Consider the following 18,855-nt stretch of genomic DNA (forward strand, 5'->3'; position numbering starts at 1 on the left):
TCCATGAGACCGCCCCCGCACGATCGAAGTCCCGCTACACTCCCGCCACCCGGCGAAAAGACCAGGTCAGACAGCGAAATCCTGCTGGAGTACTAGCCTACTCCCAGGACTTCGTGATTTGAGGGCCCCCCTCGCTGCTGGGTACATCTGGTTGATCGTCGCCTATTTCTCCCTAAGCTCCCGGATTCCCACAGATCTCAATAAGCTCACTGGCCTCCCCCGTGACGTGCACCGCCTCGCTGTCTCGGCTGGCCCAGTGGCTACTGCGGCCGCGGTCACCTTCACCGCCTATATAGTCGGGATCCTTTCGGTTCAACTTGAATCCTCGGCGCGAGCCTTGATCGTGCGCGGCACAGATAAATTTCCGAGATGGCGATCATCAGTAATATTCCCCGGAAAGGAGCTAAGAATATCGCTGACAGGTGTGGCCATTTATTGGGTACAACGCCTACTGAGTGACCCGGAGGTTAAAAGGAGGCTGAGCAGGGGGTTGACGGGCAGGGCATCTTACGAAGGGTTGCGGGGGGATATTCTCGCTTGGCTGAGTCGAGTCTCCACTGTTCCCTACGTGGGCCTTGTCGAGGATAGCGTGCGCCCATCCTACCCAGACCACTTCCAGCGAAGTCGCATCCACTTGAATGAGCAATGGTGGTATTGGGCATGCGAGCGCTCTTCGACTGAACTGGATTCCCTCAGGAGGGATCTGCTCGCTGAAATGACTAGAGTGCCAGGGGCGTTGATAGGCGCAGAGCAGGTGATCTGGTCGGAATGGGATAAACGGCGAGCTGAGGCGGATTTCAGATCCGGTACCTCAATTCCGATTCTTTTCCTTACAGTGGTGTTGGCGATGGATTTCAGTATGTGGTGGTGGGCCCTACTGGTGGTATCGGTAGCCTTAATGGTGGCGGCCGCAAGACTCCGCTCCGGCGCCACTGCCCTCCTGGCCGATGTCGTCGCATCCGGAAGAATTCCGTCCAGCGAGCTAGACCGGCGGGGAATTGATGACTTCATAGAGCTCATATATCCGATATGGGTAAAGTGGTTAATAACAGAAGGCTCGGAGCCTCATGAAGGAATGGAAACTGAAGAGTACCTCCGTAGGCGACGCCGAGAATTGACGGATCCTGATCCCGTCTGACTTGGGACGCCATGGCGATTCTATGGAAATAGGCATCTCTTGCCGAATGGACGCAGTTGCACATTTCAGTCGGTCGAATCGACTCATAGCACATTTGTGCAACTAACATGACCGGGCAAAATACCGGCCTGGATATTCGGCCCGGCAGATCGTCTCCTCAAGGAGTAGATGGAGCCACCTGAGAGCTCTGTGAGCCAGCAATAATTCTGTCAACATAGAGGCTCAACTGCCCGTGGAGCACTCGAGTAAGGACCTCGACGAATCGGAGATTGTAGCTGAGCTCAGGTCTTGATATATGCATCGCTTGCGCCGTATGCGCCACCTGATGCCTAGAATCCAGGATGCTGTCAAGTTTCTGACTTTCAAACCCAGAGACCTCCGCGCGCCCCCAATGCGTAGTGAATTCAGGGTTGCATTTCTGAAAAACATCAGAGATGCCAACCGCCTTAAACATGCGCTTAACGCAGGCGGAGTCAGGGTTACTGTTTGTCGCAGCCAGAGCCTTCGGATCGAAACTATCCCGAGCCAAAAGCTTTGCAGCCGTCAGAACATTTCCCAGCCGGAGCTCACGCTCCATCCCCTTATTGGAGAAGTCACCTTTTAGGGCAAGTTCGAGAGAAGCGAATGAGGCCTCGACTTGCAACTTCTTAGGAAGGGAGCTTGCCGGGATCTTCGCAGTGCGGACGCGATCCAGCTCTTCCTCGAAAAGATCCCTAAGGAACTTCTCAAAGGATGCCATGGTGAGCACTGTGCAAGCGCCTCGAAGCGCAGATACTTTGGGCAGATCCAGATTGTCGGGCGGGTCCGGATAAACGGACTCGAGAGAAATCAGAGCTTGAACAGCCTTCGCCCCAGCGTCGAACGTTACCAGCGCCCCCATCGCGACATCAACCAACCTTTTCGCTGATCATGTTCCGCATCATAGTGATTCGATCACGGAAATAGCTAGGGGTGTTGGTCGCGGCGTCCACCGCACGACGGAAGTTCGAGTTCGAGAAAAGTGATTGGACACCCTCGATAATTTCAGGGCTATGCTCACGCAAGCTCTCCTCGGTGAACTGGCCAACTGCAAAGATTTCAGCATCGTACAGTGAGGCAAGTACTTGCCGACGCCAAGATTGCTTCTCTGGGGACCAGCGCTGAAATGCGTTCTCTCCAAAAGCCGCCCTTGCTTTTCTCACCGCAGTCCGGAAAGAGGAGCGAGCCTCCTCGACGTCATCTCTAGTCATGTTATGATGCTCGGCCATGAAATTATCGAGCTTGCGCCCCATACCGCCAGCGAACGTGTCCCAGTTGTTGCGGAAGGTGAGGTAGCGCAAAACAAACTCGGCATCGCGCATCTCGCTATAAATGGCAGAGCGATTCTTGTCTCGAATCCCCAAGAGCTTATGAAATTCACTCGTTAGCGACTCCTCCAAGATCATGTCATTCAACTTACCCGGCCAGGCGCTGTTTCGGATCTCTTGAGGATTGAGTCGAATTCCACCTGTGTTCAGCCGCTGAAAAACTTGATACTTAATGTCCGGGTCGGATTGACGGAGAATGATTACTGCACGCAAATTGGCGCGCGTCTCCAAAATGGTCTGCAGCGTCGTAGGCAGTTCGTCAAATCTTAGCCCATTAGCTTCCCCGAATACCTGCAGTCCAGTAAGCGCAAAACGCCCGAAAAGGAAATCACTGATCGCGGTCAGGCGCTGCTTTCCGTCAATAACCGAATAGTGGCCGTAGGCGTCTTCGTTCAAGAAGATATTTGGGATCGGCACGTTCATGAGGAAGGACTCGATCAGTTGAGATTTTCGATCATCCTTCCATCGGTTTCGTCGCTGATAGTTAGGGGAGAGGTCGATCTGCTTGTTCTTTACCAAGTCAGTGAGGGAGCGCAGGTTGTAGTCAAGAACACTTGTGAGTAGGTCTCGCTGCTTCGACTCCCAAAAGCCAACGGGATCTTCTTCGTACTCGGTATCGAGCTGTTCTTCGGTTTCCTCGATATCCCGCTTGTCGCTGGCATCGAACTCGATCTGCTCCACCATTTCCCCTATATCCCAACGTCTCACTAAAAGTGATCAACATGATAGAGCATGAGGTCCCATAGTGCAGTGGAAGTACCGCATCTTTCCAGGGCGACAACCTGCGCATCCTGATTGCTTGGCTGGGGCTGGAACGGCATTCAGGGAGACGCGCGGCTGATCGGTTGACGTAGCTACGCATGGCTGGCCGCGATGGGCTGGTCCCGTCGTATGCTCCAGCCGCCAGCCTTGAGGGGCCAAGCCCCGGATCTGCCGACGGTGCGGCTGGCGCGCCTTGCCGTGGTCGAAGGCGTGGGCGTGCCCGCCATCGTGACTGACTGTCGTCGGCTGAGGTTCAGGCGACCCATATCGAAACGTGTCCCGGCAGCTACTGTGGGTAGGTCACCGTGGGATGAGGCCCAACACTGGAAAGTCCGTTCGCCACAGGTCAAGCCGTCAGTGACCGCTAAAGGACCCAGGTTTCCCAAGCCGATGTATAGAGACGGTCGCAGTTCGCTACGAGCCGCGACGGGCCGTCCGAGGGCGGCCCACGACCACCAACAACGACCAACGATGGCCCCAACCGTGCAGCTCGTCGGCGAGGTAGAGGGTGCCCCCGTACCCCACCCACGAACCCGATCAATACCAGCGCTACTGACTGCACAGGGCGGGCAGGGCCACCAAGCGGAGGGCACAACGAGGGCACAACACCCTCGCGCGGCTTCAACGGCAACCAACGCCAGCAAACGTCAATTTGCCTGGTCAGCGACGCAGCGCACCTTCGGTGCGCGCCGGGGGCGTGGTAAATCCTGTGGTGCGCGCCGAAGGTGCTTCTGTCTGCCCTGACGGGGGCTGATGTCGGTCCGGGACGCTGGTGAGGTTCGTTCCGGCCGAAACCGATAGCTCTGTGATGCCGGTGAGCTCGCAGGTCAGCGTGGTACTGGGGGCCGTCCACGGGAACCGTGGAGTGTTGCTCTGAGCACGTGCGTCAGAATTCCTGATTCACCTTGGCCCTCCCGGAACGGCGTACTGCTCGGACGCCTGGCAAGGGAGGGATCGGGACGTGGACGTGCTGCACGAACGCTGCGCCGGTGTGGACATCAGCAAGAAGGACGCCAAGGCGTGCGTCCGCACCCCAAGCGCCAAGCGGCGGGGGTCTTTCACCACCGAGACCACCACCTGGGGATCGACGACGAACGCGGTGCTCGCCCTGCGCGAACACCTGCTCGCCGCCCAGGTCACCCTGGTCGTGATCGAAGCGACCTCGGACTACTGGAAACCCTTCTACTACCTGCTGGCCGACGAGTTGAACGTGATCCTGGTCAACGCGCGGCAGGTCAAGAACCTGCCCGGCCGCAAGACCGAAGCTCGGACGCGGCCTGGCTGGCCCAGCTCGGCGCGCACGGCCTGGTCCGCCCCTCGTTCGTGCCGCCCCAGCCAGTGCGCGAGCTACGGGACCTGACCCGCGCCCGCACCCAGATGACCCGCGAACGCGGCCACATCGTCCAGCGCCTGGAGAAACTCCTCGAAGACACCGGGATCAAACTCTCCGCGGTCGCCTCCGACATCATGGGCGTCTCCGGCCGGGCCATGCTGGAGGCGCTGACCGGTGGGGAACGCGACCCGCGGACCCTCGCAGAGCTGGCCAGGCGCAAACTCCGCAACAAGATCCCCGAGCTCACCGAGGCACTGACCGGACGCTTCCGCGCCCACCACGCGTTCCTGACCCGGCTGCATCTGGACCACTACGACCAGCTCACCAGCGCGATCCAGCAGTTGGACGAACGGATCGAGGAAGCGATGACCCCCTTTCGCCCCGCACTCGACCTCCTCGACACCATCCCCGGAATCAACCGGGCCGTCGGCGAGGTGATCATCGCGGAGACCGGCGGCGACATGAGCCGATTCGCCACTGCCAGGCACCTCGCGTCCTGGGCCGGAGTCTGCCCCGGCCACCACGAGTCCGCCGGCCGCACCAAGAGCGCCAAGGTCCGCCCCGGCAACCCGTATCTCAAAGGCGCCCTCGGACTGGCCGCCTTCGGCGCGGTGCGAACCAAAGACACCTACCTGCAGGCCCGTTACAAGCGGCTCACCGCCCGTCGCGGCCCGCTCAGAGCCCTGGTCGCCGTCGAACACTCGATCATCACCGCGATCTGGCACATGCTCACCGACAGCGTCGCCTACCACGAACTCGGCGGCACCTACTTCACCCAGCGCGACCCCGAACGCGCCACCCGCCGCGCGATCAACGCGCTCAACCAGCTCGGCTACACCGTCACCCTCAACCCGCTGGAAGGCGCGGCCTGACCGGCCAGAGCCAGGACACCGGCGACCACCACGGCCACCGGGCACTCAGACCTGCCCACACCCACCCTGACCTGGTGCTATTTACGCGTCAGAGACTTGGCTTGACAGTCTCCCCAGACCATGCCCGAAGGGACGGCACCTCCGCACAAGGTGCCGTCCCTTCTCTTTCGTGGTCCGGAGCCGCCGCCCATCGGTGTTGAGGGTCGGGGACGGGCGGCGGCTCCGGGGTCCGGGATCGGTCAGCGGTGGTCGCTGCCCGCGGACTGGATGGCCGCGCGTCCCGCCTCCAGACGGGCCACGGGGATCCGGAACGGCGAGCAGGAGACGTAGTCCAGACCCACCTCGTGGAAGAAGTGGACCGACTCGGGGTCACCGCCGTGTTCGCCGCAGACGCCGAGCTTCAGGTCGGGGCGGGTCTCACGGCCGGCCTTCGCCGCCGCCCGGACGAGCGAGCCGACGCCGTCGCGGTCGATCGTCTCGAAGGGCGACACTCCGAAGATGCCCTTCTCCAGGTAGGCCGTGAAGAACGAGGCCTCCACGTCGTCCCGGGAGAAGCCCCACACCGTCTGGGTCAGGTCGTTGGTGCCGAAGGAGAAGAACTCCGCGGCCTCCGCGATCTGGCCGGCGGTCAGCGCGGCGCGCGGCAGCTCGATCATGGTGCCGATCGCCAGCTTCAGCCGGGTGCCGGTGGCGGCCTCGACCTCCGCGATGACCTGGTCGGCCTCCTCGCGGACGATCTCCAGCTCCTGCACCGTGCCGACGAGCGGGATCATGATCTCGGCGCGCGGGTCGCCCTTGGCGTTCTTGCGCTCGGCCGCGGCCTCGGCGATCGCCCGTACCTGCATGGTGAACAGGCCCGGGATGACCAGCCCCAGGCGCACACCGCGCAGACCCAGCATCGGGTTCTGCTCGTGCAGCCGGTGGACGGCCTGCAGCAGCCGCAGCTCGTTCTCGTGCGGGTCCTTGCGGGACTCCGCGAGCGCCACCCGCACCGACAGCTCGGTGATGTCGGGCAGGAACTCGTGCAGCGGCGGGTCGAGGAGGCGGACGGTGACGGGCAGCCCGTCCATCGCCTTGAACAGCTCCACGAAGTCCTGCTTCTGCAGCGGGAGCAGCTCCTTCAGGGACTCCTCGCGCTCGGCGTCCGTGTCGGCCAGGATGAGGCGTTCCACCAGCTCGCGGCGGTCTCCGAGGAACATGTGCTCGGTACGGCACAGACCGATGCCCTGGGCGCCGAAGCGGCGGGCGCGCAGCGCGTCCTCGGCGTTGTCGGCGTTGGCGCGCACCCGCAGCCGGCGCATCCGGTCGGCGTACCCGATGATCCGGTGCACGGCCTCGACCAGCTCGTCGGCGTCGTCGGCGCCGGCGTGCATCCGGCCCTCGAAGTACTCCACGACCGGGGAGGGGACCACCGGGACCTCGCCCAGGTAGACCTTGCCGCTGGAGCCGTCGATGGAGATGACGTCGCCCTCCTCGACGACGTGCCCGCCCGGCACCGTCATCCGGCGCCGCTTGGTGTCGACCTCCAGCTCCTCGGCGCCGCACACACAGGTCTTGCCCATGCCACGCGCCACGACGGCCGCGTGGGAGGTCTTGCCGCCGCGCGAGGTCAGGATGCCCTCGGCCGCGATCATGCCGTCCAGGTCGTCGGGGTTGGTCTCCCGGCGGACGAGGATGACCTTCTCGCCGGACCGCGACCACTTCACGGCGGTGTACGAGTCGAAGACGGCCTTGCCCACGGCCGCGCCCGGCGAGGCGGCGATACCGCGCCCGACCTGCTCGACCTTCGCGTGCTCGTCGAAGCGCGGGAACATCAGCTGGGCGAGCTGCGCACCGGTGACCCGCTGGAGGGCCTCGGCCTCGTCGATGAGCCCCTGGTCCACCAGCTGGGTGGCGATCCGGAAGGCCGCGCCGGCCGTCCGCTTGCCGACACGGGTCTGCAGCATCCACAGCTGCCCGCGCTCGATGGTGAACTCGATGTCGCAGAGATCCTTGTAGTGGTTCTCCAGGGTCTCCATGATCTGCATCAGCTGGTCGTACGACTTCTTGTCGATCTGCTCCAGCTCCGCGAGCGGCACGGTGTTGCGGATACCGGCGACGACGTCCTCGCCCTGCGCGTTCTGCAGGTAGTCGCCGTAGACGCCCTGGTGTCCGGAGGCGGGGTCGCGGGTGAAGGCGACGCCGGTGCCGGAGTCGGGGCCGAGGTTGCCGAAGACCATCGAGCAGACGTTCACGGCCGTACCGAGGTCGTGCGGGATGCGCTCCTGACGGCGGTACAGCTTCGCCCGGTCGCCGTTCCAGGAGTCGAAGACCGCCTTGATGGCGAGGTCCATCTGCTCCCGCGGGTCCTGCGGGAAGTCCCGCCCGGCCTCCTTCTTGACGATCTTCTTGAAGGCGGTGACCAGTTTCTTCAGGTCGGCGGCGTCCAGTTCGGTGTCGACGGTGACCTTCTTGGTCTCCTTGGCGTGGTCGAGGGCGTCCTCGAAGAGCTCGCCGTCGACACCGAGGACCGTCTTGCCGAACATCTGGATGAGACGGCGGTACGAGTCCCACGCGAACCGCTCGTCGCCGGCCTGGTCGGCGAGACCCTTCACCGACTTGTCGGAGAGCCCGATGTTCAGGACCGTGTCCATCATGCCCGGCATGGAGAACTTGGCACCGGAACGGACGGACACCAGAAGGGGGTTGTCGGCCTGGCCGAGCTTCTTCCCCATCCGCTGCTCCAGCGCGTCGAGGTGCGCACTCACCTCGTCACGCAGTGCCGCCGGCTCCTCGCCGCTGTCGAGGTAGACCTTGCAGGCTTCCGTCGTGATCGTGAAGCCAGGGGGAACGGGGAGTCCCAGGTTGGTCATCTCGGCGAGATTGGCGCCCTTGCCACCGAGGAGGTCCTTGAGGTCCTTGTTTCCCTCGGTGAAGTCGTAAACGAGCTTCGCTCCATGGGGTTCTTTGTTTTCCGACACGGGTCTCGACTCCCTCGAGGACGCGGTGGCTGCCCTGACGGCGAGGAACATACCCAGATCGAAGGCGTCTGGGTACGTCCACTCATGCGACATGCGCTCGTAACCAGTCGTCCGCCAGAGGATCGAAAGTCAAAGCTCGGCAAGCAACCAACCGCTTATGTTTTCATTTCTTGAAGACACCCCTGCCCACAGGTGCGGTTTCTCGCTCAAATGAGCGTTGCATGGCGACATCTGTTTTCGATCGATGAACGATCAAGGGGTGGCACCGAGTGCCACCCCTTTCAGAAGTGCAGCCGCTCAAGATCCGCTCATCTGAGCGCAACCCTTATCAAGGGTGGCGAGAATCACGCTGCCACAGAGGACCGGATTTCACCATGCGGACGGGCGCCGAGACGGTGCCGCGAACCGAAACACGGGCGTCACACGCCCATCGCCAGCAGCCGTTCCTCCACCCGCTCCGGCGCGTACAGGTACTCCACGACCAGCGCCCCGGCTCCCACCAGCCCCGCCCGCTCCCCGAGCCGCGAGGTGACCACGTCCAGATGAGCGGTGGAGCGGGGCAGGGCCCGCTGGTACAGCAGCTCACGCACCCCCGTGAGGAAGGGAGTTCCGGCCAGATCCCCCGCGATCATCAGCACACCCGGGTTGAGCAGGGTCACGACGGTGGCCAGCACGTCCCCCACCAGCCGCCCGGCCTCCCGCGCGAGCCCGACGGCCTCCGGATGGCCGGCCGCCAGCAGATCCCGCACATCCGACCCGGACGCCGCGGGCACACCCGCCTCCACCAGCCGCCGCGCCACGGCACCACCGCTCGCGACGGCCGCGAGACACCCGTAGGACCCGCACCGGCACAGGGCCTCGGCACCCACCCGGATGTGGCCGATGTCGCCGGCGCCCCCGTCGATCCCGCGGAAGATCGCCCCGTCGACCACGACCCCCGCACCGATACCGGTCGAGACCTTCACCAGCACGAACGCCGAGCAGTCGGCATACCCGGTCCGCTGCTCGCCGTACGCCATCAGGTTCGCGTCGTTGTCGACGAGCACCGGCACGGGCGCACCGCCCGCGCGCTCGACGAAGGCCCGTCGGAGGCGGCCTCTTATGTCATATCCGTCCCAGCCCGGCATGATCGGCGGCTGCACGACCCGCCCGGTCTCCCTGTCGACGGGCCCCGGCACGGCGAGCCCGATCCCGCACACGCTCCCGGCCGCCCGCCCGGTCTTCTCCAGCAATTCGGCGAACCAGCCGCCGAGTTCCCCCAGTACGGCATCGGGCCCGTCCTCGATGAGGAGCGTCCCGGAGCGCTCGGCGAGCAGTTCGCCGGTCAGGGTGAGGACAGCGGCGCGCGCATGCCGGGTGTCGAGGTCGGCGGCCAGTACGACGGCGTGCTCGTCGTCGAACTCCAGGGTGATCGAGGGCCGGCCGCCCAGCGGTGAGTCGACCGGACCACCCGCTCCTTCCCGCAACCACCCCGCACGGAAGAGACGGTCGAGGCGCTGGCCGACGGTGGCGCGGGACAGACCGGTGACCTGCTGAAGGGCTCCGCGCGTGGTCGCGCGTCCACTTCGTACCAATTCGAGCAGATCGCCGGCGCTCGCCTGGCCGCGTCCCGTCATGCGCACCCCCTTGTGCTTCTCAAGCCTGCATTACATATTGAGTTTTGCGTGTTAAATAGACGTAACTCTACGATGGCCCCGACCGAACCGGTCGACCGCACCTCTTTCGGGGAGCCCCGAGTGGATCGCACCGCCCAGCTGACCAGCCGTGCCGACGAGCACCCCATTGCATACGATCCGCCACCCGCGCCGGATTCGCTGCACGTCAGGGCCGTGCGCGTGCTGGAGGACAACTGGACGGGCTCCTCGACGGTCCCCTCGCGCAGCCTGTACCCGCACCAGTGGTCCTGGGACTCGGCGTTCATCGCGATCGGCCTGCGCCATCTGTCGCCGTTACGGGCCCAGACGGAGCTGGAGACCCTGCTGGCCGCCCAGTGGGACGACGGGCGCGTGCCGCACATCGTCTTCAACCCCTCCGTGCCCCTCGACGCCTACTTCCCGAGCCCCGACTTCTGGCGCTCCTCGACCGCGGGGCGCGCTGCGGGCGCCCCGCGCACCGTACAGACCTCGGGCATCGTGCAGCCACCGGTGCACGCGCTCGCGGCCTGGCTGGTGCACTGCGCCGACCCGGGGCTCTCCCGCGCGCGTGGCTTCCTCTCCCGGGTGTACCCCCGCCTGGCGTCCTGGCACCGCTATCTCCTGCACCGCCGTGACCTGGGCGGAGGCGGCCTCGCCTCGGTCGTCCACCCGTGGGAGCAGGGCATGGACAACAGCCCCTGCTGGGACGCCCCGCTCAGCCGCGTCACCCCCGCCCCCGCCCGCTCCTTCCGCCGGGCCGACCTGGACCACGGAGCGGCCGAGGACAGGCCCACGGACCTGGACTACGGGCGTTACGTACGGCTGGCGGCGGACTACCGCGACGGCGGTTACGCGGACGGCCGGTCCGAGTTCGCGGTCGAGGACCCGGCCTTCAACGCCCTCCTCATCGCCTCCGAACACGCCCTGGCCCGGATCGCCCACGAGCTGGGAGCGACGGGAACGGCCCGCCACGCCCGTGCGGAACGCCTCACGACAGCCCTGGTGGAGCGACTGTGGGACCCGAGGACCGGCCTGTTCCTGTGCCGGGACCTCCGGGCCGAGTCCGGCCCAGCGCCGAGCGAGAGCACCGCTCACCCGGGAGAGCACCGCTCTTCCGGCGACGCCCGCACCGAGAGCACCGCTCTCGCCAGAGAGCACCGCTCCCCTGCCGCCCCCGAAGCCCACGCCGACGCCCACGCAGGGAGCACCGCTCACTCCGCAGAGCACCGCTCTCCCGCCGGCGCCCTCATCCCCGAGCTGAGCGTCTCCGGCCTGATCCCGCTCCTGCTGCCCACCCTCCCCCGCGAGGTCGTCTCAGCCCTCCTGCGCACCGCCCGCGGCCCCCACTTCGGCCTCGGCGACACCACCCGCCTCCCTCCCAGCTACGACCTCCGGGGCGAGGCCTTCGACCCGCACCGCTACTGGCGCGGCCCGGCCTGGTTCAACACCGGCTGGCTCGTGGAGAGCGGTCTGCGCACACACGGCGAACACCAGGCGGCGAACACCCTGCGCGAGTCGATCCTCGAAGCCGCCGACACCTCCGGCTTCGCGGAGTACGTCGACCCGTACACCCAGGAGCCCTGCGGAGCACTCGGCTTCAGCTGGACGGCCGCGCTCGCGCTGGATCTGCTCCATTCGCGCCCTACAGACCACGTGTCCTGCACCGGCATCGACACGTTCGACGAGATGAGCAACGAGGAATTCAGGGGAGGGAACCGGGGATGAGCGACCGGCATCATCTGCTCGTGCACGGCGGGACGTTCGCGGCCGTGGGCGACGGCGGGGACATCAGCGGTGTCAGCGGAGCCCGGGGGACCGGCTCCCCGGACGGGTTATTCGTACGCGACGCCCGGCACCTGAGCCGCTGGCAGCTGACGGTGGACGGCGCGGTACCGGAGCCCCTCGCCCCGGTCGCCGACGGAGACACGGCACGCTGTGTCCTCGTCCCGCGCGGCGGCCGCCAGGAGCCCCCCGCCTGCACGATCTTCCGCGAACAGGCGGTCGGGGACGGCGCGTTCATAGAGTCACTGCGCGTCACCAGCAACCGCCCGGCCCCGACCACCGTCCGCCTGGCGGTCACCGCGGACGCCGACTTCACCGACCAGTTCGAACTCCGCTCGGACCACCGCACCTACACCAAGATCGGCGCGACCCGCTCCCGCCAGGTCCTGGACGACGGAGTGGAGTTCACCTACAGCCGCGGCGAATGGCGCTCCTGTACGACGGTCACGGCGGACCCGGCCCCCGACGGCGTCGAGGAGACCGGCACCGGCGCCCGGCGCCTCGTATGGACCCTTGACCTGGAGCCGCACGGCACGGCGGAGCTGACGCTGCGTGTGATGGCCCGCCCGCACGGAGACAGACGAGCACTGCGGGTACCCGCTTCCCCGGCCTCGGTCAACGAACAACTCCTCGCCCTGGAGGGTGAGTTCGTGGAGGGAGTCTCCTTCCCGACGGGCTGGCCCGAACTGGCCGCGTCCTGCGCCCGGGGCCTCGCGGACCTGGCGTCCCTCCAGGTGCCCGCGACAGGCCCGGACGGCGAGGAACTGCGCGTCCCCGCGGCGGGAGCCCCCTGGTTCCTCACCCTGCTGGGCCGTGACGCCCTCCTCACCTCCCTCTTCACCCTCCCCTACCGTCCACAGCTGGCCGCGGCCACCCTCCCCGCCCTCGCCGCCACCCAGGCGACCGAGACCGGCGTGGACTCGGTCGCCCAGCCCGGCAAGATCGTGCACGAGGTCCGCCACGGCGAACTGGCGCACTTCAAGCAGGTCCCGTACGGCCGCTACTACGGCTCGGTGGACGCGACACCCCTGTTCCTGGTCGTCCTCGGCGCATACGTCGAGCAGACCGGCGACGCCGCTCTCGCCCGCCGTCTGGAACCCCACGCACGCGCGGCCGTCGGCTGGATGCTCGACCACGGCGGTCTCACCTCCCGCGGCTATCTGGTCTACCGCGCCGACCAGGGCGGCCTCGCCAACCAGAACTGGAAGGACTCCCCCGGCGCGATCTGCCACGCGGACGGCACCCGCGCCACGGGCCCCGTGACGGCGGCGGGCGCCCAGGGCTACGCCTACGACGCCCTCCGCCGCACGGCATGGGTGGCTCGCACCGTCTGGGAGGACGAGACATACGCCGCGCTCCTCGAACAGGCGGCCGCCGACCTCCGTGACCGCTTCCAGCGGGACTTCTGGATGCGGGACAGGTCCTTCCCCGCGCTCGCCCTCGACGGGGACGGCCGCCAGGTGAACGCGCTGGCGTCCGACGCCGGCCATCTCCTCTGGTCGGGCCTGCTCGACAAGGAGTACGGCGAGGTGGTGGGCCGACGCCTGCTGGAACCGGACTTCTTCTCCGGCTGGGGCGTCCGCACACTGGCGGCGGGCCAGGCCGCGTATCACCCGCTGTCGTACCACCGGGGCTCGGTCTGGCCCCATGACAACGCGCTGATCACCTTGGGCCTGGCGCGCTACGGCCTGCACGACGAGGCCCGGACGGTCGCCCACGCGCTGGTGGACGCGGCGACGGCCACCGGCCACCGGCTGCCGGAGGTGATCGCCGGGTACGGGCGCGACACCCATGCCGAGCCGGTGCCGTATCCGCATGCGTGCGTACGGGAGTCACGCTCCGCGGCGGCGCCTCTCGCACTGCTGACGGCGGTCGGAGGCGCCTGAGAACCCACGCTCAGGGCGTTGACGAGCCGTTTGCCGGGTGTTTGCCCGGTGATGTGAACAGGCCTCCCGGGCCCGCCGTACGTGATGTCGGCGGGCCCCATGCCTCCCCAGACGCACGGTTGCCCGCCATCTCCTCCCGCCACGGGCCTCGTACGCTACGGAAGGACCTTCGGGTGCCTGTCTTCACGCGCCTTCGTCAGCAGCCGGACACCACTGAGACCGCCACAGAGGGCACGTCCCCCGAGGTCGAGCCGGCGGCCAGGGTGACCCTGCGCACGCGGTTCGCCGACTGGCGGGCGGGACACCCGGCGGTGGTACGCGGCGTGCGCTGGACCGTCACGGTCCTCGCGGCGGTGCTCGTCCTCGGCGCCCTCCTGCTGCCGAACAAGGAGAGCGCGCTGCACCTGCGGACGTTCGCGCGGATACCCGTGGAGGCCCTCCTGGGGGCGGCCGTCGCCCTCACACTGCCCCGCAGGCCACGGCTGGCGGTGGCGGCCGTGTCCGGCGCGGCACTCGGCGCGCTCACGATCCTGAACCTCCTGGACATGGGTTTCTGGGAGTACCTGGGCCGGCACTTCAACCCGGTGCTGGACTGGGAGCTGCTGCCGGACGCGCAGTCGTACGTGAAGGACTCGATGGGCGCGACCGTGGCCACGGCGGCGACGATCGGAGCCGTCGTCCTGGTCGTCCTCCTGCTCGCCGTGATGGCGCTGGCGATGGTCCGCCTCAGCAACCTGCTCGCCGGCAACAAACAGATCGCCACCCGGGGCACCCTGGCCGCGGCGGTCGTCTGGGTCCTGTGCTCGGCCCTCAGCCTGCAGATGGCCGGCGTGCCACTGGCGTCCGACCGCGCGGCCGGGGCCGTCGTACTGCAGGCGAAGGGCGTGCGGCAGACCCTCAAGGACGAGGCGGACTTCCAGAAGATCGCCAAGGTGGACAAGTTCGGCAACACGCCACCCAGCCAGCTGGTCCCGGACCTCCGCGGCAAGGACATGATCTTCACCTTCATCGAGAGCTACGGCCGCAGCGCGATCGAGGACCCGGTGGAGGCCCCCGGCGTCGACGCGACGCTCGACGCCCGCACCGAGGCCCTGGCGAAGGCGGGCTTCCACGCCAAGAGCGGCTGGCTCACCTCCGCGACCTACGGCGGCAGCAGCTGGCTGGGCCACTCCACCACCATGTCGGGCCTGTGGATCGACAACCAGCAGCGCTACCGCACCGTCATGGCGAGCGACCACCTCAGCCTCACCGGGGCCTTCGCGAAGTCGGGCGCCTGGGACACCGTGGGCATCATGCCGGGCGTCCAGAAGGCGTGGCCGGAGTCGAAGTTCTACGGCCTCTCCTCCTACCGCAACGCCTTCCAGATGGGCTACAAGGGCCCGAAGTTCAGCTGGTCCACCATGCCGGACCAGTACGCCCTGCAACAGTTCCAGACCCTCGAGCACAGCAAGAAGCGCAGCAAGCCGCTGATGTCCCTGGTCATCCTGACCTCCAGCCACCAGCCCTGGGCGCCGATCCCGAAGATGGTCCCCTGGAACGACCTGGGCGACGGCTCGATCTTCAAGTCCATCCACGACGCCGGCAAGAAGCCGGCGGACATCATCACCAGCTCCCCCAAGTCCCAGGCCGAGTACGGCAAGTCCGTCCAGTACTCCGTGACAGCCCTCACCGAGTGGCTGGAGCGCTACGGCAACGACAACACCGTCCTGGTCTTCCTCGGCGACCACCAGCCCATCGCCCGGGTGAGCGGCAACCACGCCAGCCGGGACGTCCCGATCTCCATCGTGGCCAAGGACCCGAAGGTCCTGGACAAGATCTCCGACTGGGGCTGGACCGACGGCCTGCGCCCCGCACACAACGCCCCGGTCTGGAAGATGAGCGCCTTCCGCGACAAGTTCCTGACGGCCTACGGCTCCACCCCCCACCCGAAGAAGGACTGACCCCTACCGGGTCGCCGAGAAGGTCGCATCGCGGGTGCGGCGCCGTGGGGGCTGGTCGCGCCCCGCGGCGAAGCCGCAGATCGACACAGCCCCGCGCCCCTGAAAGGCGTGCCGGCGCCCGGCGTTGACATGGGCCGTCGGTCCTGCGCCCCTGAAAGGCAGGGCGGGCAGGCGCCCTCGGACAGAAGGCCAGGCGGGCCTTGGGCGTCGTGTAGGCGCGTACGGCGGTAAGGGGACGGGACGGGGGGTGTCCGCCCGCAGCGGCGGGCGTCCGGCACCGGTGCCGTCTCCAGCAGGCAGTGGCGCCCGACCGAGGACGGACACCCCCCGTCCCGGCCCCGACCCACCACACACCGTTGGCGCTACGCCCGCCCCCACCCCACCCGCACCGGCGCCGCAGGCATCGAGACCTCAGCCCCCCGACGTGTCCAGCTCAGCCTCTTCCCCGACCCCCGAGCAGTCGTACGGATCCTTCAGCCAACCATCCGGCAGCACAACCCGGTTGTTCCCCGACGTACGCCCCCGCGGCCCGTCCGCCGCACCCACCGGCCAAGCCTGGTCCAGATCCAACTCGTCCAGCCCGTCCCGCAGTTCCGCCAGCGAAGACGTGATCGCGAGCCGCTTGCGCATCTCGGAACCGACCGCGAAGCCCTTGAGATACCAGGCGACATGCTTGCGGAAGTCGATGACACCCCGCGACTCGTCGCCGATCCACTCACCGAGCAGCGTCGCATGCCGCACCATGACGTCCGCGACCTCCCGCAGCGACGGCCGCGCGAACGCCGTACGCCCTTCGAAGGCCGCCACCAGGTCGGCGAACAACCACGGCCGCCCCAGACACCCCCGCCCCACGACAACCCCGTCGCACCCGGTCTCCCGCACCATCCGCAGCGCGTCCTCCGCCGACCAGATGTCCCCGTTGCCCAGCACCGGAATCTCCGGCACATGCTCCTTGAGCCGCGCGATGGCGTCCCAGTCGGCCGTCCCGCCGTAGTGCTGAGCGGCCGTACGACCGTGCAACGCGATCGCCGTGACCCCCTCCTCCACCGCGATCCGCCCCGCGTCGAGAAACGTGATGTGGTCGTCGTCGATGCCCTTGCGCATCTTCATCGTGACGGGCAGATCCCCGGCCCCCGACACCGCCTCGCGCAGGATGGCCCGGAGCAGCGGGCGCTTGTAGGGGAGCGCGGAGCCGCCGCCCTTCCTGGTGACCTTCGGCACCGGGCACCCGAAGTTCAGGTCGATGTGGTCGGCCAGCCCCTCCTCCGCGATCATGCGGACGGCCTTGCCGACGGTCGCCGGATCGACGCCGTACAGCTGGATCGACCGAGGCCGCTCGGTCTCGTCGAACCGGATGAGGTGCATGGTCTTCTCGTTGCGCTCGACCAGCGCCCGAGTGGTGATCATCTCGCTGACGAACAGCCCCTTGCCCCCGCTGAACTCACGGCACAGGGTCCGAAAGGGCGCGTTGGTGATCCCGGCCATGGGAGCGAGCACGACGGGCGGCTCGACGCGATGGGGACCGATCTGCAGGGAGGACAAGGGCGTGGACATGGGCCCCATTGTCCCGCATCCCCAAAAGATCACCGCCCATTAGTTAGGCGCACTATTAGTTAGACGCACTATCGAAATCGGCGTACAGTGAAACCCATGCCCGAGCTCAGCCATCGCCGACGCCTCCTCGTTCTCGCGATCTGCTGCATGAGCCTGCTGATCGTGAGTCTCGACGTCACCGCCCTGAACGTCGCCCTGCCCGACATGCAGCGCGATCTGCACGCGACGACTTCCGGCCTGCAGTGGACGATCGACGCGTACACACTGGTGCTGGCCTCGCTGCTGATGCTGGCCGGTTCCACCGCCGACCGGATCGGCCGCAAGAAGGTCTTCCTCACCGGCCTGATCCTGTTCGGCGTCGGCTCACTGCTGTGCTCCCTGGCCCCGAACCTCGACTCCCTCATCGCCTTCCGCATGATCCAGGCGGTGGGCGGCTCGATGCTCAACCCGGTCGCGATGTCGATCATCACCAACACGTTCACGGACCCGAGGGAACGGGCGCGGGCGATAGGGGTGTGGGGCGGGGTGGTCGGCATCTCCATGGCGGCCGGCCCCTTGGCCGGCGGCCTGCTGGTCGAGTCCATCGGCTGGCGCTCGATCTTCTGGGTCAACCTGCCGGTGGCCCTCGCCGCCCTGCTGCTGACCCTGCGCTTCGTGCCGGAGTCGCGCGCCCCCAAGGCCCGCCGCCCCGACCCGGTCGGACAGATCCTGGTCATCGCGCTGTTCGGCTCACTGACGTACTCGATCATCGAGGCACCGTCCTCCGGCCCGACCACGATCCTGCCGTTCGCGGTGATCGCGGCGGTGGCGCTGGCCGCCCTTCTCCGGTACGAGCCCCGCCGCTCCGAACCCCTCATCGACCTGCGGTTTTTCCGGTCGGTGCCGTTCAGCGGGGCGACGGTGATCGCGATCGCGGCGTTCGCGTCGCTGGGCGGGTTCCTGTTCCTGTCGACGCTGTATCTGCAGAACGTGCGGGGGTACGACGCGCTGCACGCCGGTCTGTGGATGCTGCCGATGGCGGTGCCGATGTTCCTGTGCGCGCCGTTGTCCGGGCGGCTGGTCGGCAGCCGGGGGCCCCGTCTCTCGCTGCTGGTGGCAGGGGCGGCGATGACGGTGAGCGCGGTGCTGTTCGCCGCGTTCGACGCCGAGACGTCCAATGTGAGCCTGTTCCTCGGCTACGTCTTGTTCGGCGTCGGGTTCGGGTTCGTGAACGCGCCGATCACCAACACGGCGGTCTCCGGAATGCCCCGCGCCCAGGCGGGGGTCGCGGCGGCCGTCGCCTCCACGAGCCGTCAGCTCGGCTCGACCCTGGGCGTGGCCGTGGTCGGCGCGGCGCTGGCGTCGGGGCTCGGGGCGTCGTCGTACGAGAAGGCGTTCGTGTCCGCGTCCGTCCCCGGCTGGTGGGTTCTCGTGGGGTGCGGTGTCGCGGTGTTCGCCCTGGGGGCGCTGACGACCGGGCGATGGGCGCGGGAGACCGCGGAACGCACGGCCGAGAAACTGGAGTCCCCGGAAACCCGCCGCCCCACGGGCGTGACTGCCTAGCCTTTGGGGGGGCGGGGCGGGGGGGGCGGGGCGCGGCGGGCGGGGGGGGCGGGGGGGCTGGGGGGGGGGGGGCGGGTGCGGGCTTGTCGGGGGTGCTGTGGAGTGG

10 protein-coding genes and 1 pseudogene are annotated in these 18,855 nt (G+C 67.2%); 6 read left to right on the top strand and 5 right to left on the bottom strand.

Features of this window, described 5'->3' with window-relative positions; all coding sequences use genetic code 11:
• Window positions 1-151 precede the first annotated feature (151 nt).
• Window positions 152-1,138 (top strand): hypothetical protein, encoded by a 987-nt coding sequence (locus tag ABZT17_RS41930; RefSeq protein WP_356357434.1) that lies wholly within the window; start codon window positions 152-154, stop codon window positions 1,136-1,138.
• Window positions 1,139-1,295: 157 nt separating this feature from the next.
• On the opposite strand, the gene ABZT17_RS41935 is transcribed toward ABZT17_RS41930, so the two are convergent.
• Both ABZT17_RS41935 and ABZT17_RS41940 read right to left on the bottom strand, forming a co-directional pair.
• Window positions 1,296-2,018, bottom strand: a complete 723-nt coding sequence (locus ABZT17_RS41935; protein ID WP_356357435.1) for a HEPN domain-containing protein — start codon at window positions 2,016-2,018, stop codon at window positions 1,296-1,298.
• Window positions 2,019-2,025: 7 nt separating this feature from the next.
• A complete protein-coding gene (locus ABZT17_RS41940; protein WP_356357436.1) occupies window positions 2,026-3,168 on the bottom strand; it encodes a DUF262 domain-containing protein in 1,143 nt (380 codons plus the stop codon).
• Window positions 3,169-4,207: 1,039 nt separating this feature from the next.
• On the opposite strand from ABZT17_RS41940, the pseudogene ABZT17_RS41945 reads away from it, so the two are divergent.
• Window positions 4,208-5,451 (top strand): annotated as a pseudogene (locus ABZT17_RS41945) (IS110 family transposase).
• Window positions 5,452-5,690: 239 nt separating this feature from the next.
• Here ABZT17_RS41945 and ppdK read toward each other — a convergent pair.
• Entirely contained in the window at window positions 5,691-8,411 is a 2,721-nt protein-coding gene (gene ppdK / locus ABZT17_RS41950; protein WP_356357437.1) for a pyruvate, phosphate dikinase, read from the bottom strand.
• Window positions 8,412-8,830: 419 nt separating this feature from the next.
• Window positions 8,831-10,027 carry an ROK family protein gene (locus ABZT17_RS41955; protein ID WP_356357438.1) on the bottom strand — a complete coding sequence of 399 codons (1,197 nt, stop codon included), beginning with the start codon at window positions 10,025-10,027 and terminating at the stop codon, window positions 8,831-8,833.
• A gap of 120 nt (window positions 10,028-10,147) precedes the next feature.
• On the opposite strand from ABZT17_RS41955, the gene ABZT17_RS41960 reads away from it, so the two are divergent.
• From ABZT17_RS41960 to ABZT17_RS41970, 3 genes are all read left to right on the top strand, one after another.
• Window positions 10,148-11,770: a hypothetical protein gene (locus tag ABZT17_RS41960; RefSeq protein WP_356357439.1), complete on the top strand. Its 1,623-nt coding sequence runs from the start codon at window positions 10,148-10,150 to the stop codon at window positions 11,768-11,770.
• Window positions 11,767-13,713 (top strand): glycogen debranching N-terminal domain-containing protein, encoded by a 1,947-nt coding sequence (locus tag ABZT17_RS41965; RefSeq protein ID WP_356357440.1) that lies wholly within the window; start codon window positions 11,767-11,769, stop codon window positions 13,711-13,713. Before ABZT17_RS41960 ends, ABZT17_RS41965 begins: the two co-directional genes overlap by 4 nt.
• A gap of 173 nt (window positions 13,714-13,886) precedes the next feature.
• A complete protein-coding gene (locus tag ABZT17_RS41970) occupies window positions 13,887-15,653 on the top strand; it encodes a CDP-alcohol phosphatidyltransferase (protein ID WP_356357441.1) in 1,767 nt (588 codons plus the stop codon).
• 411 nt (window positions 15,654-16,064) lie between these two features.
• On the opposite strand, the gene dusB is transcribed toward ABZT17_RS41970, so the two are convergent.
• A complete protein-coding gene (dusB, locus tag ABZT17_RS41975) occupies window positions 16,065-17,207 on the bottom strand; it encodes a tRNA dihydrouridine synthase DusB (protein ID WP_356357442.1) in 1,143 nt (380 codons plus the stop codon).
• 96 nt (window positions 17,208-17,303) lie between these two features.
• On the opposite strand from dusB, the gene ABZT17_RS41980 reads away from it, so the two are divergent.
• Complete coding sequence (locus tag ABZT17_RS41980; protein ID WP_356357443.1) at window positions 17,304-18,749, top strand: MFS transporter; 1,446 nt, start codon at window positions 17,304-17,306, stop codon at window positions 18,747-18,749.
• Window positions 18,750-18,855 lie beyond the last annotated feature (106 nt).

The organism is Streptomyces sp. NPDC005648 (assembly GCF_040605395.1).
Classification (GTDB): domain Bacteria; phylum Actinomycetota; class Actinomycetes; order Streptomycetales; family Streptomycetaceae; genus Streptomyces.